Origin of the sequence: Scytonema millei VB511283 (genome assembly GCF_000817735.3) — a bacterium.
GTDB classification, from domain to species: Bacteria; Cyanobacteriota; Cyanobacteriia; order Cyanobacteriales; family Chroococcidiopsidaceae; genus Chroococcidiopsis; species Chroococcidiopsis millei_B.
In genome coordinates this window covers 67,165-83,106 of the sequence record NZ_JTJC03000011.1, presented here as the reverse complement: position 1 = coordinate 83,106, position 15,942 = coordinate 67,165, and the positions used below count along the sequence as shown (strand labels likewise).

The window sequence follows — 15,942 nt, the reverse complement described above, 5'->3', positions numbered from 1 at the left end:
AGACTGAGTAGGGTGGTGTGTATGGTGTGTGAAAAGAAGTAACTGATAACTGATAACTGATGACTGATAACTGATTTTTAGTAAAGGGCAAAAGTTAATTGCTTGCGATAGCTCTTAGTTAAGGGATGGTCGTCTTCTAGTAAGCCAAAAATCGTTATCATCGCTTTGCGAGCAGCATCATTCTGATACTTGCGATCGCGCTCTACCATCGCCAGTAAAACAGATAGCGCTGATTCGTAATCTCCCTTAAGAGTCAATTGAGCTGCTTGCAAATATTGTCGGTCTAAATCTGTTTCTGGTACGAGCTGTGCTGCTTGATGCTGCCACTGCATCAACTCTCGCAGCGTTCGTACTTTCGCATCGTAGTCTCGACTACCAGAAGGTACTGCTGCCAGCAATTTTTCTGCCGATTCTAAACTACCAATTCCAATTAAAAACTCTGCGGCAGCGATCGCTAATTTGGGATTTTGGGGATAGAGTTCGATTAGTTCGCGGAAGCGTCGCTTGGCTGCTTCAATATTACCAGCAGTGCGATCGAGATGGATTGCTTCTATTTCGGTATCTAAAGTAGATTTTAAGCCGGATTGAGTTAGTAATTCCCGAATTTGTGCTTCTGGTAGCACGCCGACAAATCCTGGCTGCATTTGTCCTTGACTAAAGATTTTGACATCGGGAACTCCTTCCACGCGATACGCCTGCGCTAGTTCCGGGTTTTTGTCGATATCGACTTTAGCCAGGGTAAAGTTATATTCTTCTACAAGTTTTTCGAGAATTGGTTTGAGAACCTGACAAGGACCGCACCATTGAGCAAAAAAATCGACTAAAACGAGTTGTTGTTGCGATCGCTCGATAACCTCAGTGGCAAAATTATTTTGATTTACTTCAATCGATCGTCCCATACAGTTGTCAGTTGTCAGTTATCAGTTATCAGTGTACAGACTTTATATGTAACGTCTGTACAAAGTTGTCAGAGAGTAGTTGCCGTCAACCGTTAACCGTTAACCGTTAACCAACAACTATCCATTACCAATTTAATCGCGACTGACTAACTTTTCTGTACCAGAGACAAAACTTTTTGCCCCTGGTTGCGCTTCTGGTTTACGAGTATACCACCATGCCCAAGCAATTAAAACTGCTTGTAATGGCAACCTCACCCAATACATAATCGGACTATGAGGAATGCCTTCAATGACAATATCGCTGTGAGTTGCCAAATAAATGTTGGCGGGAAAGACAGCAATAAATAAAATAATCAGCCCCCAAGCCGCAGCAACGCTAATAAAGGGAATTAACAAACCAATCCCACCCAAAATTTCAAAAAAACCGCTGATATAAACTAGTTCGACGGGATTAGGTAGTTGAGGCGGAACAATCTTAGCGTATTCTAATGGTTTGAGAAAATGAGTCGTTCCTACAATAATAATTGATACAGCCAGAATGCCTCGGAAAATCTCTTTGCGTCGATTGGGCTGACTGGTACTTGAGTTCATAGAAAAGTCAAAAGTCAACAGTTAGATGTCAAAATTGTGACAAGCAGTTCTCCCTCGTTAGTTTTAGTTATGATGTCACTGTAAATACTTCTATCTAAAGACATAATTAGCAAACCAAATGTTCGTTAGTCACAAATGACTAATGACTAATGACAATTATTTTCTCATTAGCTGCCAATATAAAGTGACGCGCTGTTGCCATTGTTGCCAATAAGAGGCGATCGCTTCTGGTTCAAACCAAAATACTTCCGCTGGCGTTTGGGGAATTGCGATAACAATTAAGGCGCGATTTAACTGAATTCCATAGTCGCGATAATAGTGATTGACTGCACCTAAATATGCTGCTAACTGCAAAGGATAATCAAATAGCCGTTCGAGGGTTCTTTTGGGTCGATCTGCTGTTTTCCATTCACAGACACAAGGTACACCTCGATAACTGGCAACGCAGTCTACAATTCCAGCATATTTCAACTCTGAGTGAAAAACTGCGCCTTCAATTAACCTGACGACATCAATTTCTTGCAAGACTGGTGCGATACTTTCCCAGTAAGGACGGCTGGCTTCAGAACAAGATATATCTTCACCTTGCAAGTACCGCTGAATGTATTTGTGCGTCTGCGTACCGCGACGGCTGGCGGTGGAGGAGATTTGATTTGCGGTTTCTACACCAACACGCTGTTTCCAATTAAATAGTCTATCTCGATCTGCTTGAGGTTTTGTGGCGTTGAGGATGGTAGAAACACTAGGAAGGCGATCGCCATTTGTACTTAAGTAATATTGCTTACCATTCTCCCGCACGGATTTGGCATGAATGCTAGGTAACAGCTGAATCTCGGATGGCATGAGTTAGATGATTTGCAAATCGATGCTGTTTCATTTTAATCACCTCTCAATTATCTCTGTGCTTGCTTTGCACCTGTAGGCAGAAATACAGCTGAATCGTAGTAGGTGCGGAAGGCTTGTACTAATCCATTGTCAATTTCAATAATGCTGACACCTCGATAGTGTACGTCTTCGCCATTGGATAAAGTCCCTTGCGATCGCCACTCCATGACGGCAGTTTTGCTATCTGCGGTGACATGGGTAAAATCAGAGTGAATGCGATCGAATACTGAGAGATACTTTTGCCAAAATCGACGCGCGCCGTCCTTTCCCCTGAGTGGTTCTACCATTGCTAGGTTAATCGATTCTGCATCCTCGGCAAACATCTCAACTAGTGGTTCTACATCGCCACTAGCTTCGATTTGCTGTAGCGTCTGCATGAAGCGATCGGCGATTTCACTCGTCATTTTGCTGAACTCCTATAACTTCCGTTCTGAAAATTATTAACTTTTGTCAAGGCAGCGACCTCTATCTGTAGAGACATCAGGAAGTCAAAAGTCAAAAGTCAAAAGTCAAAAGTCAAAACGACAAATTCTTCCCTTTTTGGGGATGATTAGGGGGGATCGAGATCTCGATGCTTCAATTGCGTAACTCTCGAGCGCAAAAAAACCTAGCTACTGCGTGAAGCTAGGCAAGTTAATTCTGTGATTTTATAGACAGAAAAAAGTGCAAATGTGGAGCAAGAAGAAATCTCTTACTCCCTTGTTGCTTATCCCTCTAAATTGACTTTGACAACTTTATTTTTTTCTGCCGTAGTCTTGGGGAGAGTCAGATTCAAAATGCCATTTTTATATTCTGCGGTAACATTGGTGTTTTGAATCCGTGCTGGCAAAGGAATGACACGCTGAAACTTACCGTAGTAAAATTCGCTGCGAGTCTTGCCGTTGTCTTCCTGCTTAGTTTCAGACTTGCGATCGCCACTAACGTAAACAGATGCTTCTGTAACTTGCACGTCTAAGTCTTTAGCTTCCATTCCAGGTACTTCTAGTTTGAGGTAGACGGCATCTTCAGTTTCAGAAATTTCTGCGGCTGGCATTTTGGCTATGTTACCATTCGCTACAGAATTAGATGCAAATGAATCTTCAAATAAGCGATCGATTTGACGTTGCAGAGTATTCATTTCTTGCCAAGGATTCCAGCGAACTAATACCATATCTACACCTTAATTGATTGCTTTTAGTTTGTTTTCCGTGTTCTTGCTTCTTATCTTACTGGTGTAGAAAGTTCTAAGAAATTCGGTTTTTATGAATGCTGAAATGATGATTACCGAACTGAAAATATCAGTGGAAAGTCGGTTAAAATTCTGTACGGATATCTGCAATATTGGGAGTACGGGAAACCTAACCTAGTTCAACGTTTCGACTATCCCAGTTTCGGTCTCTCAATTATTTTTGGATTTCAAAACAACAACACCCAAGCATCTACTTGCTTAGCGATTTCCTCATGTTTGTAATCCTATCTGGGGTTGCACCGATCGCAATTCCTGTTCGGAGGAAGGTTAGATCGTCGGTTACATTGCCCTCTGTTTTCAACTAGGAGGAAATATCAGCGTTCGAGTTGGGTGTTGCTGTCGGTCGGTCGGACAGATAGTAAAACAGCTTCTTTTACCTCTTAACTCAGTTGATCTATCGGACTTTTGGCTGTTTATCTGCCACAGAAGCTATAGAAAGCTTCTATTTGTAAGATACTACTAACGACTGGAAAAACACATTTCCTGCAACTAATCTTTACTAATTTCAGTTATCAGTTATCATTTATCAACAAGTGAGGGTGAAACGATGGTCGCCAACTTTCATCTCAGTTCCCAGTACGGGTAGGACGAGATAAAACCGCATCCGGGATGAATGTCTAAAATCATCAGGGAGACAAGGGAGACAAGGGAGAGGGGGGAGACAAGGGAGTAATTCTAGTCACTAGCCACTAGTCACTGTCAACCGTCAACCGTCAACCGTCAACCGTCAACCAACAACAAATGACGAATGACAAAACTGTTATTTCTGAGATTGTGGCAAAACGCAAACTCTTTTAAACTGCACTCTTATCGAGTATTTATTTGCGTTCTGGAAGCAATTCATGAGCAACGAGAGCGAGTACATTAGAGAAACTGAAGCTACGCGGGTAAGAATTCTCAGCGAAGCACTACCCTACATCCAAAAATTTGCCGGACGAATCGTCGTCGTCAAGTATGGCGGCGCAGCGATGAAAGAAAGCTCCCTGAAAGATAAAGTGATCCGCGATATCGTGTTTTTAACTTCCGTGGGAGTGCGCCTTGTCGTAGTTCACGGCGGGGGTCCGGAAATTAATAGTTGGTTAGATAAACTCGGCATCGAACCGCAATTCAAGCACGGACTGCGGGTAACGGATGCGCCGACAATGGATGTGGTAGAAATGGTTTTGGTCGGCAGGGTGAACAAGGAACTAGTTTCTCTGATTAACCGTGCTGGTGGTTCGGCAATTGGGCTATGCGGTAAAGATGCTAACTTAATTACAGCCCGTCCTGAAGGTCGTGAGGGGATTGGTTTTGTAGGAGAAGTTACGAGTATGGACGTGCGGCTGTTGAATTCCCTACTCAAAGAAGGTTATATCCCGGTCGTATCCAGCGTAGCGGCAGACGAAAACGGACAGGCATACAACATCAATGCCGATACTGTAGCAGGAGAACTCGCCGCAGCCCTGGGAGCAGAAAAATTGATTTTACTGACAGATACAGCCGGAATTCTCAAGGACTACAAAGATCCTTCAACGTTACTACCTAGATTGGATATTCAAGAGGCGCGAGATTTAATCGCTGCTGGTGTTGTCGGTGGCGGGATGATTCCCAAAGTTAAATGCTGCGTGCGATCGCTTGCCCAGGGAGTACGTGCAGCTCACATTATCGACGGTCGCATCCCCCACGCCCTTCTACTAGAAGTGTTCACTGACGTAGGTATCGGTTCGATGATCGTTGCTTCTGAATATACTTACTAATGTGCAGGCGATCGCACGAGCGATCGTCTCAGTTTACTGTTTGACACTGCGCGATCGCCAACAGCTTATCTGTAAGGATCGAGTCCATTTGGGATTGGGGGAGCGGGTATAACTTCTATAGTACGTACTCTTGGATACTCCACTTCATTTGGATATCGATCGTGTGGATATCGGTCATACGAGCGATCGACATTAATAATCGTGATATTTTGGTCTCCGTTCGGAGCAGAATCGGGATAACGATCGAAATAGCGATCGGAGGATCTAGGAGTCATCCCCGTTGCTGGATTAACTGGAATGGGTGAGGGAATAGGACTACCGTAGATGTAAGGAGCAGACTGTGGCTGGTTCCTTCTATGATAGGTGCCATTGGGATAGCTCCCACCACCATTGATAATAATCGTAGATTGGGCAGATGCGGGTGTCGGATTGACTAATGGTATTCCTAAAGATAAAAGCGCAACAGTTGAGCAAGCGACTCTACCCCAGTTGACCCAGCTTGTATATTTGTTTGAAATATATTTGTGTGGAACCTCGATTATTTTTTTCATATCCAAAACCATAAGATTTTTGGTAAGGCTTAATTGTCCAAGCGCGATCGGCAGTCTAAAAACTCTGATGCTGCGTTGTTGCCTGTATGTTCCCGATATTTCAGCCCACTATCTAAAATTTTAAATAATTATGGCGATTAATGCTGCGTAAAATTGTTACTTAAGTCAGATGTCGTTAAGCTACCCATGAGTGACACAATCGAGAAAGAGAGATTCATGCAATCAAACGTGAGTTCCCAATCCCAAGAAATTGTCAAGACTGAGTACAAAGCAGGGTTAGCAACTTTTGAGCGGGGACAGTACCGCCAAGCCGTACAACACTTAGAAAAGGCTAGCGCCTTAGCTAACCGTAACAGTCGCCAGGGCGGTGAAGTGCAGCTATGGCTAGTCAATGCTTACGAAGCTGCCGGACAAAGACAAGAGGCGATCGCTTTATGCGAACAGCTCAAACGTCATCCCCACTATGAAATTAATAAGCAAGGACGGCGGCTACTATATATTCTGCAAGCACCGCAGTTGCAACGCCCCGCCGAATGGATGACTCAAATTCCCGATCTGGGGGCAATATCAGATAATGAGTCGCAAATAAAACTGAGCATCAAGAGCGATAATCGCCAGCGATCGCCCCAGCCAGAACCAACGCGCGAATTTGAAGATCTGAGCAAAATCAACACGAAAGACAATCGTTTTATCATTGTTGCCCTATTCGCGATCGCCCTAACCCTTGGTGCTTTGATTTGGTGGGGCTTTTAGGTTGGTCATTTGTCATTGGTCATTTGGAAAATCCGATTGCAATTGAAACGCTCTATAGTTAGGTGTCTCAAAAATCACGTAAAAATGCTACATCATCATGCGATCGGCAATAGATGATATCAATAAATAAGAGAAATAAGAGCGATAACTTCGTTCAGTTTTGCTAACGCGCCAGAGTATTCGGAGGGGGATCTGTGAAACTATCGATCTTGATGGCATCAGCTAGGAAAATTATCGGACAGTTGCGCCTATTAGGAATCGTGCTGTTGTCGTCTTTATTACTTTCTGGCTGCGTCCAGTATCAAGTCGGAGTGAATTTTGACAGTCCCAACTACGGTGAAATCGTGCAGCACATCCAGCTAGACGAACGGCTGATGAGTTTGAGTGGTGATTCGGTAAAGACTTGGCTTGACAGCATCGAACGTCGCGTCAAGCAATTGCACGGAAAAGCCAAGCGGCGATCTAATCGAGAAGTTACAGTCACAATTCCGTTTAAAAATGGAGCGGACTTAACAGAAAAATTTAATGCATTTTTCCACTATATTGACAAGGAAAATCCAAATAATTTAACAGAAACAGATTTGCCACCCATTGAGTCTCAATTGAGCTTGAAGCAAAATAATTTTTTATTGTTAGTGAGAAATCGGTTGAGTTTCGACTTAGACTTGCGATCGCTCTCCCTAATTTCCACAAACACTAATCTCGCCATTAACCCCACTTCGATTTTAGATTTTGAATTCAGCCTCAATGCCCCTTGGGGAGGACGCAGCATTGAGAAGGCAGAAAACGCCATTCCCGCCAAGAAACAGGGGAATCAGTTGATATGGCGACTGCAACCAGGACAAATTAATCATATAGAAACTATTTTCTGGCTCCCCAGTCCCCTTGGAATTGGCACAATTTTCATCATTCTATTCATTGCTTTAGGGGTTTATTTACGCGATCGCACTGCGCCAACTTTAGGAGGGAGCAGGGAGCAGGGACGAGCTGGGAGCAGGGAACAAGGAGCAGTGTAGAGACGTTACATGTACAGTCTTTCCACTCTAAGGAGACAACCGCTCGATCGCCCAACTACCATTTTCTAGTAAGCGATAGCGGAGGCGATCGTGCAATCTACTCGGTCTACCTTGCCAAAACTCAATTGCGTTAGGAATGACGCGAAAGCCTCCCCAGTGCGGCGGACGGGGAATTTCTCGATTTTCATACTTGGTCTGCAATTCTAGCAAGCGCTGTTCTAAAGCTGCGCGACTTTCCACCACTTGACTCTGCTCGGAAGCCCATGCTCCCAAGCGGCTATTTAACGGACGGCTGCGATAATATTCATCTGACTCTTGAGCTGAAACCTGTTCTACCCGCCCTTCAATCCGCACTTGGCGTTCGAGTTCTGCCCACCAAAAAACTAGCGCTGCATGGGGATTGGCTGTCAGTTCTTGCCCCTTATGACTTTGATAATTGGTATAAAAAACGAAACCGCGCTCGTCAAAACCCTTGAGCAAGACAATTCGAGCCGAAGGTAAACCATCAGTCGTAGCAGTGGCTAAGGTCATAGCATTTGGTTCGGGAATTTGAGCAGATAGAGCGCGATCGAACCAAATTTGAAATTGACGCAAAGGATTCGGAGCGACATCCGTTTCCTGCAAGCCTTCAAGTTGATAATCTATGCGAAGATCGGCAACATTAGGATTCATAGTTTTAGCGACTGTAATGGGTAATAGATGTAATGGGTAGATCGCAAATAACCAATGACCAATGACCAATGACCAATAACCAATGACCAATGACCAATGACCAATAACTAATTTGCCTTCTCAAGCGTGTAACGACAAATTACAATTAAAGTTGAAGTACTAAACCATTGTGGTTAAAAATCTATGACACCTTCTTTAATGAACTTCTTTTTCAGTTTGCTGGCAGGTTTGGCAATTGTGGTGATCCCAGTCACAGTTGGTTTGATTTTTATTAGCCAACAAGATAAGATTCAACGTTCATAAGAGGGAGCAGGGAGCAGGGAGTAGGGAAAATTCGGAATTCAGAATTCGGAATTCGGAATTAATGGAGAATTCCCTTACCCCTCACTCCTAACTCCCAATCCCTCATCTAACCAGCAACCTTTGACGATCTTCTAGTTGACTCGCTAGGCTAGACATACTTGAGAGAACGAAAATGGTCAACTTCAACTTTAACTTTGCGAGTATTTCGGGCATTGTCTTAGCTGTAGCTGGGGCAGCGCTATATTTCCTCCGCAACTTTCGCCCTGGATTGGCGCGAGATCACGACATTTTTTTTGCCGCGATCGGTTTAGTCTGTGGTTTCGTCCTGATTTTTCAAGGCTGGCGGTATGACCCAATTATGCAATTCGGTCAACTGCTGCTGACAGGAGGAACAATATTTTTTGCTGTAGAAAGCGTGAGGCTGCGAAGCGTAGCAACAGAACAAGCTCGACGCAATACTCGAATTGTAGACGAAGAAAGACCCGTTAGCTCTGCATATCAATACGAAGCAGAGTTAGACGAATACGATCCTTTAGAGGAAGAACGCACGATCCCACGGCGGATTCGAGGGAGCAGAGATGGACGTTCCACGCGCACGGACGATTACGATCGCGAGTACGATCGCGAGGATGAAATTCCCCGACGCTATCGCCGTGATGAGGAAGAACCACCCCGCCGCTCGTCGAGCCGTAGCGGGACTGAAAGAATTGCACCTGCCGACCGAACTCGTACTAGCACCAGTAAGCGTCGTTCTCGTCCAGAATCTCGTCCCCTACCACCAGAAACAGGGGAGGAAGATTGGAATGACTCATCTCAGGCAACCAGAGAAGATGACTGGGAAGAAAAAGTGACTCGTACTAGCAAGCCGCCACGCTCCGGTAGCAATGGCTCTAGACGTGCGGAACAAGCGGATACAGAAGTGTCATCTAGACCGAGAAAACGTCGTCCGCCTCAAAATTCAGTCTACGGTCAGGATGATGATGTCCAAGTTCCAGCGTCCGATTATGTCGATTACAAGCCAATCGAGCGGTTTGACGACGATCGCGATAATTCAGCTAATTTTGACGAGCCATAGTTTTGCGCGGATGGCGACAGCATAGATGAACAAATCTACGCTGAGAAGGTTGCTGAAGTGGCTGTGTTTGGCGCTTGGTATAAGTATCTTGAGTTTGGCGATCGCAGCCTGTAGTCCTGGCGATCGCCAAGTTTGTTTGTCAGGCTCCCTGAACAGCCCCTATAGTGATGAACAACCAGCCTTGAGCGGTGATGGGCGTTGGTTAGCGTATGTCTCGAATCGCGATGGCAAGCACCGTTTACTGTTATACGATCTACAAGACCGCTGCCTAGTTTCTCTACCGCGCATTCCCGCCGCAGCGATCGCAGAACATCCGAGCTTGAGTTATACGGGGCGCTATTTAACTTATTTAACGAGCGATCGCGGCAAAATTGTATTGACACTGTACGATCGCGCTACGCAACAGACACAGACTGTCAGCCAATGGTATCAGGCATGGGTGCGCAACCCCAGCATCAGTCCTGACGGACGTTACATTGCCTTTGAAAGTAGTAAAAACGGGCAATGGGATATCGAAATCCTGGATCGAGGCGATCGCATTGAGTTGGATATTCCAGATGGTACGATGACAGTTGTCAGTGAACAGTGAACAGTGAACAGTTATCAGTGACCAGTTGTCAGTTATCAGTGACTAGTGACTGGTGGCTAGTGGAACCAGAATTATTTGTCTCCCTTGTCCCCTTGTCTCCCTTGTCCCCTTGTCTCCCTTGCTCCTTGTCTTCCTTGTCTCTCTTGTCCCCCTTGTCTATCTGTTTCTCTCTATTTATATTGCTCCTAGTTAGTTGCCTGAGTGGCTGTAGCGGCTCTCCTCATCTTTTAAGCTATCCCTTCGACCCAGGCGGACGCAGCCTCAATAGTCCCGCAGCAGAATTGTCTGGGCGCGTTGCCGATGAATTTGTAGTGTTTACATCCGATCGCTTCGGGCGACAAGATGTTTATTTATTTAATTTGAAAACGAGCAGTCTCGTAAATCTGCCAGGATTAAACTCTGTTGATGCGATCGCCTCCGATCCCGATTTATCAGCAGATGGTCGCTATATTGTTTTCACTGGCAGCAGGCGAGGTCAAGTTGGTATTTTTCTCTACGATCGCGAAACTCGCCAGCTCAGGAATTTAACGGCAAATTTAGCAGCAGAAGTGCGCCATCCTACCATCAGCAACGATGGCAACAGGATTGCTTTTGAATCGAGTGCTAACGGTCAATGGGATATTTTAGTTTGCGATCGCGCTGGCAACATGATTAACGTGCCGATGAACCCGCAGTGATCGGCTATTAGCTATCAGTTGTCAGTTGTCAGCGCAATTACCCGTTACCACTCCCTACTCCCTGCTCTCTGCTCCCTTAACAGCTTCAATCAGCGATCGCACTTCTGCCACGCCTTCAGAAGGCTCGAATTTGAGGGGGAATTTGCCGCGTCCGAGCATTCGCAATCCTAAAGGTCCTAAACTGAGTAAGCCCCTAAGATCTCGCAGGTAATTCGAGACAACGTGCAGTCCAAACTTCCGCTCGTCGATCCAGCCGCCTTCTTTGACTAACTCGACTAAAACTTTACGGTGACGGATGGAACGGCTATCGGCAGCATCTTTTAATGGTAAGATTTCTTGTTTAATCTGACTGATGCGATCCATCGGTGCAACATCCATCGGACAAACGGTGTTGCAATAATAACAACGAGTGCAACCCCAAACGCCTTGGGTTCCTTGGTTATATTTTTCTAACCGAGTTGCGGTTTCAGCATCGCGAGTATCTGCTATCATGCGGTATGCTTTGGCTAAAGCATGAGGACCGACAAAATCGGGGTTGACTTCGCGGGCATTGCATTCAGAATAACAAGCACCACACATAATACAATTACCCGTTCGATCTAATTGCGATCGCTCTGCTGGTGATTGCAAAAACTCCCGTTCTGGGATTTTTCTTGCCCCCGTGCTGACATAGGGATCGACTGCTTCTAGATGATTCCAAAAACTCTTCATATCTACTACCAGATCTTTGATGACTGGCATATTCCCCAAAGGAGAGATAATGATTTCTGGTGTCTTAGTATCCTGATTCGTGTTCTCACCCGTGCTTAATTGCAGTCGGCTGACTTCGCTACCAATATTTTCTTTACAGGCTAAAGCTGAGCGACCGTTAATTCGCATTCCACAACTACCACAAATAGTATTGCGACAATTTTTACGAAATGCTAAGCTACCATCTTGCTCCCACTTAATCCGATTTAAGCAGTCTAAGATTGTATTTCCTGGTTCTACCTCTAGCTGATAAGACTGAACCCGAGGCGCGGAATTTTCTGATTGTCGGACGATTTTAAACAGAACTTGCATTGCCATCAACTAAATTTTGTAAATAGGAGCGATCGCGCTGATAAATCGTTGTTAACGCTACTTGACATTCAATCCATCCTTTCAAAGGAGATTTTGCTGTCTGGTTAGTTATATTACTGCTCTGTAGTCGATCGCGCTGGAACTGCTTCTAGTGTAGAACGATCGACCTAAATCTGGTGGAATTTATCTAGCACCAGGGTCAAGTTTCAGGTTTGTCAACCCCTTTTTTAAAAAAATATATTTCCCCTCTTTGTGGGCGCATGAGTCGCTGGTGCTAAAGAGATGAAGCTAGAGCAATTTCGTACTCATAAAGGTCAGGGATTTTAGATTGATACCAATTTTATCTGCTGTGACAATAGATCCGATTCTCTGACCTCTTTGATGATTTGGGGGCTAGGCAGGACTCTTTTCTCGCCATAAATCAGTAAAAAGGGATGACCTCTTTGCTCCGATTTTACCTGTCTCGATCAAAATTTCTTTGGTTCTTTACAGTGAAAGCTGAGTGCTTGCAACCATTTTTGGGGGTTAGATTCTGCTATGCCTAACCAAATAGTCCCCTTATAGCTAGCCTTTAGTTCAGTCCGCTACAGAGATGGGAAAAATTATTGATGTTTGTTGCATTTCCCAGTTAGAGTCCGAGGAGTGTCTGCTTGACTAAAAAACTTCGATGCTAGCGATCGAAGATTGTATATTTGGTAAGGTTGGTTAAAAAATTAAGATTAAATTTGCAAAGTTGAATTTAAAATGGGTAGTATCTAATTATGGAAAAAATTTTTGGAGAACAGGAGAGATTTGGACATACTTCTTCTATAAAATAAGAGATTAGCTACTTGGCAATTAGCCAGAGCAGTCGGCGATCGAAGATCGCATGTCAGTGGCAAATCAACAGCCTACAACTGACAAAGTGTAACTGATGACTGAAAAAATCGCACAAACAATGTGCGACTAGCAAAGAGCAACTTGACGATAGACAAAAAGCAAACAGCTCAGTCAATATCTGTCAAGCAAACTTTACCCACTTTGGAGAACGTAAGGATATTTGGAGCGTGAGTACTGAAACTGCAACCCATCCATTAACTGGAAAAGCATTGCTGCAAAAGGTAAAAGAACTTTCTAACTTACCTAGACGAGAAAGAGCAAAAGCCTGTGGCTATTATACGGTCACAAAAAACAGCCAAACTCGCGTCAATTTAACCGATTTTTATGATGCCTTACTCGCAGCAAGGGGCATTCCTCTGAGTCCTGAAGGACCAAAAGACGGTCGCGGACGGGAACCAACCTATCGCGTCAGCGTACACAAAAACGGTCAAATTGTGATTGGTGCTACTTACACCGAAGCAATGGGCTTAAAGCCAGGTGATGAATTTGAGATTAAATTAGGTTACAAACACATTCACCTAATTCAACTCGATAGCGATAAAAGTAGAGACGATAACTTAGACGATGAAGACGACGAATAAAAATGGTCGTTGGTCAATCATCATTGGTTAGCCACCAACAATCGATGGCAAGTGACCGATGACAACTTTTATCTGAAGCGTGCTAATCGCGGATCGTATAACTGCCAAATCTTAATGTCATTCCAGACAATTGCACCTGTATCGATGATACAGGTGACAGAATTTTTTCTAGTATGGACTGCTTGCTGGCTACCACTAGCAATTGGCTGCGCGATCGCAATTAAATGGCGACCGTCTCAACCAATTACAAGTGGACAAAAATTACCACTGATTGCCTCACTTTACGCGATCGCGCCCTTGATTTTATGGCAAGCCAGCCAGATTTTGGCAGTACCTTTTACTAATTGGGGTTTCACCTGGAATTGGCATCTGTTAATTTCTAGTGGTGTGGGTTTTGTAATTGGCGCGATCGGCATTACTAGTTTATTTGCTGGACAAATAGCTCTTGGTTGGGTGAAATGGCAGCAATCCGAACCAAAAAAATCTAGACAAATTGCATCAGTTGTGCTGCTAACTTTACTATTAGCAGTGTGGATTAGCGGCACGGAAGAATTAATTTTTCGCGGCTTCGTTTTCACTCAATTAGAACGCGACTTTTATTTAGGCTGGGCAGCTGCAATTTCCAGTCTAATTTTTGCTTTGTTACATCTAGTTTGGGAGCAAAAAGAAACATTGCCACAATTGCCTGGACTGTGGTTAATGGGTATGGTGTTGGTACTTGCCCGTTGGGTAGACAATGGAAGTTTGGGTTTAGCTTGGGGACTTCATGCGGGTTGGGTATGGGCGATCGCGTGTTTGGATACCTTACAAGTCGTAGTTTATACGGATAATGTAGCAGAATGGGTCACGGGGAAATATGGCAAGCCTTTGGCTGGTGTTGTAGGGTTACTATTTTTACTCGCAACAGGCACGATTATTTGGTTGTATCGAGTTTTTTACGCTTAAATACAAAGATTAACTGTTAACTGATAACCGATCGCTGTCAATAGGTTGGGGAAAAACTGCATCTAACGACTAGATATACTCTGATAAGGCGTATTCGTACAAATGCTGATGTAGAAGCCCGTGAAATGCTGCAAAGCGATCGTTGGTGCTATTTCGTAGTAAACTATTTGTATCAATTTTTTATGTCACGCAAAGACGCAAAGACGCGAAGTGGCTTCTCGGAGAGTAGACGCGAAGAAGATCGCTAAAGATGTTTAGCTGTGATAATTGTTACCGGATTCAGAGGGGCAAAGCGGGTGAGTTGCGCTATGGGTACGGAGCGGGAGAGTTGGACTTGCAATAGTTGGTATTCCCAGTTATTTTGATGCTTAAACCAGTCTAGAGCCGTGCTGAGGTGTTCTAGGGTAGCAAGAGCTATGACTAAAACTCCGCTAGGAGATAAGCAGGAGCAGGTGTCTAGAATAGAGGATAAGTTACCACTGCTACCACCGATAAAAACGCGATCGCATCTAGGAAGATTTTGTAAAATCTCTGGCGCAGTACCGTGGATTGAGGTAACGTTTTTTACGCCAAATCGTTGGCAGTTTTGAGCAATTAACGCGCTACCAGCTGCTGTTTTTTCAATTGCGTAAATTTTACTAGTGGGAAATAACCGAGCAATTTCAATCGAAACCGAACCAGTTCCCGCCCCAATATCCCAAACGATTTGTTCGGGTTGCAGCGCCAGTTCGCCTAAAATTAAGAGACGTACTTCTCGCTTTGTCATTAATCCTGGGCGATCGCTAAAACTGAGAAATAAACGATCTGGTATCCCTAGTTGCGGTAAGTTGGCTAAGTTCAGTTGCAGTTCTGGCTCGGATTGGCGGAGTAAGACAACAATATTTAAAGGTGCAAAAGACAGATTGTCTGTAGAAACGTTACAGTTAATCTCTCGACATACTTCGTCCTCGCCACCCAAATTTTCGCATACCCAAAGTTGGTATCGATCGCGTAGATCTAGCGATACTAATAGACGGGCAATCGCATGAGGGTTATTTGTTTTATCCGTCAATACGGCAATCTTCTCTACCCCTTGCTGCAACGCCTGAATTAATTCATCGAGCGATCGCCCGTGAGCGCTGATTGCTCTAGCATCTTGCCAGGGAACTTTGAGCCGATTAAATGCTAACTGTATCGAGCTGAGGTGGGGATGAAAAGTTAGTTGTTCTGGTGGGAGTTCTGCAAGTAGCAATCGTCCTAAACCAAAAAATAACGGATCGCCCGAGACTAAAATGACAATACCATCTTTACCATCTGCTAAACAACGGCGAAGTTGCGCGATCGCGTCGGTAAAATCTCCTAGCATCAGGCGCGGTGCTGGGTGGTGGGGAAAGTAATTTAAATGGCGATCGCTCCCTACAAGTAATTTTGCCTCCACAACCAATTGACGTACTGAATCAACCAGTCCCTCAGTTCCATCTAATCCAATGCCAATTACGTGTATTGGTGTCATTTGTCAGT

18 protein-coding genes are annotated in these 15,942 nt (G+C 44.5%); 9 read left to right on the top strand and 9 right to left on the bottom strand.

Going from position 1 to position 15,942, the window contains the following annotated elements; translation table 11 throughout:
- Positions 1 to 77 precede the first annotated feature (77 nt).
- The 5 genes from QH73_RS24775 to QH73_RS24755 all read right to left on the bottom strand — a co-directional run bounded on the left by QH73_RS24775 (position 78) and on the right by QH73_RS24755 (position 3,525).
- Positions 78 to 899, bottom strand: coding sequence for a tetratricopeptide repeat protein (locus tag QH73_RS24775; RefSeq protein WP_039713104.1), 822 nt, complete (start codon positions 897 to 899; stop codon positions 78 to 80).
- 132 nt (positions 900 to 1,031) lie between these two features.
- A complete protein-coding gene (locus QH73_RS24770) occupies positions 1,032 to 1,490 on the bottom strand; it encodes a DoxX family protein (protein WP_039713105.1) in 459 nt (152 codons plus the stop codon).
- Positions 1,491 to 1,646: 156 nt separating this feature from the next.
- Positions 1,647 to 2,333: a PD-(D/E)XK nuclease family protein gene (locus QH73_RS24765; protein ID WP_039713106.1), complete on the bottom strand. Its 687-nt coding sequence runs from the start codon at positions 2,331 to 2,333 to the stop codon at positions 1,647 to 1,649.
- Positions 2,334 to 2,383: 50 nt separating this feature from the next.
- Positions 2,384 to 2,779 (bottom strand): nuclear transport factor 2 family protein, encoded by a 396-nt coding sequence (locus QH73_RS24760; RefSeq protein WP_039713107.1) that lies wholly within the window; start codon positions 2,777 to 2,779, stop codon positions 2,384 to 2,386.
- 302 nt (positions 2,780 to 3,081) lie between these two features.
- Positions 3,082 to 3,525 (bottom strand): Hsp20/alpha crystallin family protein, encoded by a 444-nt coding sequence (locus QH73_RS24755; RefSeq protein ID WP_039713108.1) that lies wholly within the window; start codon positions 3,523 to 3,525, stop codon positions 3,082 to 3,084.
- 920 nt (positions 3,526 to 4,445) lie between these two features.
- On the opposite strand from QH73_RS24755, the gene argB reads away from it, so the two are divergent.
- A complete protein-coding gene (argB, locus tag QH73_RS24750; RefSeq protein WP_039713109.1) occupies positions 4,446 to 5,339 on the top strand; it encodes an acetylglutamate kinase in 894 nt (297 codons plus the stop codon).
- A 65-nt stretch (positions 5,340 to 5,404) separates the two neighbouring features.
- On the opposite strand, the gene QH73_RS24745 is transcribed toward argB, so the two are convergent.
- Positions 5,405 to 5,890, bottom strand: coding sequence for a hypothetical protein (locus tag QH73_RS24745; protein WP_132867526.1), 486 nt, complete (start codon positions 5,888 to 5,890; stop codon positions 5,405 to 5,407).
- Positions 5,891 to 6,106: 216 nt separating this feature from the next.
- Here QH73_RS24745 and QH73_RS24740 point away from each other — a divergent pair, with 216 nt between their 5' ends.
- On the top strand, positions 6,107 to 6,643 hold the full coding sequence (locus QH73_RS24740) for a tetratricopeptide repeat protein (RefSeq protein ID WP_201278336.1): 537 nt from the start codon (positions 6,107 to 6,109) through the stop codon (positions 6,641 to 6,643).
- 194 nt (positions 6,644 to 6,837) lie between these two features.
- Positions 6,838 to 7,659: a DUF3153 domain-containing protein gene (locus tag QH73_RS24735; RefSeq protein WP_039713110.1), complete on the top strand. Its 822-nt coding sequence runs from the start codon at positions 6,838 to 6,840 to the stop codon at positions 7,657 to 7,659.
- Between the two features lie 27 nt (positions 7,660 to 7,686).
- On the opposite strand, the gene pdxH is transcribed toward QH73_RS24735, so the two are convergent.
- Positions 7,687 to 8,331 carry a pyridoxamine 5'-phosphate oxidase gene (gene pdxH, locus QH73_RS24730; RefSeq protein WP_039714420.1) on the bottom strand — a complete coding sequence of 215 codons (645 nt, stop codon included), beginning with the start codon at positions 8,329 to 8,331 and terminating at the stop codon, positions 7,687 to 7,689.
- A 183-nt stretch (positions 8,332 to 8,514) separates the two neighbouring features.
- Between pdxH and psbX the strand changes: the two genes are divergently transcribed.
- The 4 genes from psbX (at position 8,515) to QH73_RS24710 (ending at position 10,975) form a co-directional block, all read left to right on the top strand.
- Positions 8,515 to 8,634 (top strand): photosystem II reaction center X protein, encoded by a 120-nt coding sequence (gene psbX / locus QH73_RS24725; RefSeq protein ID WP_015156886.1) that lies wholly within the window; start codon positions 8,515 to 8,517, stop codon positions 8,632 to 8,634.
- Positions 8,635 to 8,806: 172 nt separating this feature from the next.
- Positions 8,807 to 9,709, top strand: a complete 903-nt coding sequence (locus QH73_RS24720; RefSeq protein WP_052289711.1) for a Ycf66 family protein — start codon at positions 8,807 to 8,809, stop codon at positions 9,707 to 9,709.
- Positions 9,710 to 9,734: 25 nt separating this feature from the next.
- The gene (locus QH73_RS24715) at positions 9,735 to 10,298 is read left to right on the top strand and encodes a TolB family protein (RefSeq protein WP_052289712.1); all 564 of its coding nucleotides are present in this window, start codon (positions 9,735 to 9,737) and stop codon (positions 10,296 to 10,298) included.
- A gap of 158 nt (positions 10,299 to 10,456) precedes the next feature.
- Positions 10,457 to 10,975, top strand: a complete 519-nt coding sequence (locus QH73_RS24710) for a TolB family protein (protein WP_309476531.1) — start codon at positions 10,457 to 10,459, stop codon at positions 10,973 to 10,975.
- 54 nt (positions 10,976 to 11,029) lie between these two features.
- Here QH73_RS24710 and QH73_RS24705 read toward each other — a convergent pair whose 3' ends face one another.
- The gene (locus QH73_RS24705; RefSeq protein ID WP_132867532.1) at positions 11,030 to 12,037 is read right to left on the bottom strand and encodes a succinate dehydrogenase/fumarate reductase iron-sulfur subunit; all 1,008 of its coding nucleotides are present in this window, start codon (positions 12,035 to 12,037) and stop codon (positions 11,030 to 11,032) included.
- Positions 12,038 to 13,083: 1,046 nt separating this feature from the next.
- On the opposite strand from QH73_RS24705, the gene QH73_RS24700 reads away from it, so the two are divergent.
- Positions 13,084 to 13,497, top strand: a complete 414-nt coding sequence (locus tag QH73_RS24700) for an AbrB family transcriptional regulator (RefSeq protein WP_015156891.1) — start codon at positions 13,084 to 13,086, stop codon at positions 13,495 to 13,497.
- Between the two features lie 51 nt (positions 13,498 to 13,548).
- Positions 13,549 to 14,442, top strand: a complete 894-nt coding sequence (locus QH73_RS24695; RefSeq protein WP_052289896.1) for a CPBP family intramembrane glutamic endopeptidase — start codon at positions 13,549 to 13,551, stop codon at positions 14,440 to 14,442.
- 244 nt (positions 14,443 to 14,686) lie between these two features.
- Here QH73_RS24695 and QH73_RS24690 read toward each other — a convergent pair whose 3' ends face one another.
- Positions 14,687 to 15,934 carry a bifunctional cobalt-precorrin-7 (C(5))-methyltransferase/cobalt-precorrin-6B (C(15))-methyltransferase gene (locus QH73_RS24690; RefSeq protein ID WP_039713114.1) on the bottom strand — a complete coding sequence of 416 codons (1,248 nt, stop codon included), beginning with the start codon at positions 15,932 to 15,934 and terminating at the stop codon, positions 14,687 to 14,689.
- Positions 15,935 to 15,942 lie beyond the last annotated feature (8 nt).

Excerpts from the sequence above, each read along its gene's own strand:
- QH73_RS24775 (WP_039713104.1), bottom strand. The coding sequence starts at position 899 with ATGGGACGATCGATTGAAGTAAATCAAAATAATTTTGCCACTGAGGTT.
- QH73_RS24740 (WP_201278336.1), top strand. The coding sequence starts at position 6,107 with ATGCAATCAAACGTGAGTTCCCAATCCCAAGAAATTGTCAAGACTGAG.
- QH73_RS24755 (WP_039713108.1), bottom strand. The coding sequence starts at position 3,525 with ATGGTATTAGTTCGCTGGAATCCTTGGCAAGAAATGAATACTCTGCAA.
- QH73_RS24715 (WP_052289712.1), top strand. The coding sequence starts at position 9,735 with ATGAACAAATCTACGCTGAGAAGGTTGCTGAAGTGGCTGTGTTTGGCG.
- QH73_RS24760 (WP_039713107.1), bottom strand. The coding sequence starts at position 2,779 with ATGACGAGTGAAATCGCCGATCGCTTCATGCAGACGCTACAGCAAATC.
- QH73_RS24690 (WP_039713114.1), bottom strand. The coding sequence starts at position 15,934 with ATGACACCAATACACGTAATTGGCATTGGATTAGATGGAACTGAGGGA.
- argB (WP_039713109.1), top strand. The coding sequence starts at position 4,446 with ATGAGCAACGAGAGCGAGTACATTAGAGAAACTGAAGCTACGCGGGTA.
- pdxH (WP_039714420.1), bottom strand. The coding sequence starts at position 8,331 with ATGAATCCTAATGTTGCCGATCTTCGCATAGATTATCAACTTGAAGGC.
- psbX (WP_015156886.1), top strand. The coding sequence starts at position 8,515 with ATGACACCTTCTTTAATGAACTTCTTTTTCAGTTTGCTGGCAGGTTTG.
- QH73_RS24720 (WP_052289711.1), top strand. The coding sequence starts at position 8,807 with ATGGTCAACTTCAACTTTAACTTTGCGAGTATTTCGGGCATTGTCTTA.
- QH73_RS24745 (WP_132867526.1), bottom strand. The coding sequence starts at position 5,890 with ATGAAAAAAATAATCGAGGTTCCACACAAATATATTTCAAACAAATAT.
- QH73_RS24765 (WP_039713106.1), bottom strand. The coding sequence starts at position 2,333 with ATGCCATCCGAGATTCAGCTGTTACCTAGCATTCATGCCAAATCCGTG.
- QH73_RS24770 (WP_039713105.1), bottom strand. The coding sequence starts at position 1,490 with ATGAACTCAAGTACCAGTCAGCCCAATCGACGCAAAGAGATTTTCCGA.
- QH73_RS24705 (WP_132867532.1), bottom strand. The coding sequence starts at position 12,037 with ATGCAAGTTCTGTTTAAAATCGTCCGACAATCAGAAAATTCCGCGCCT.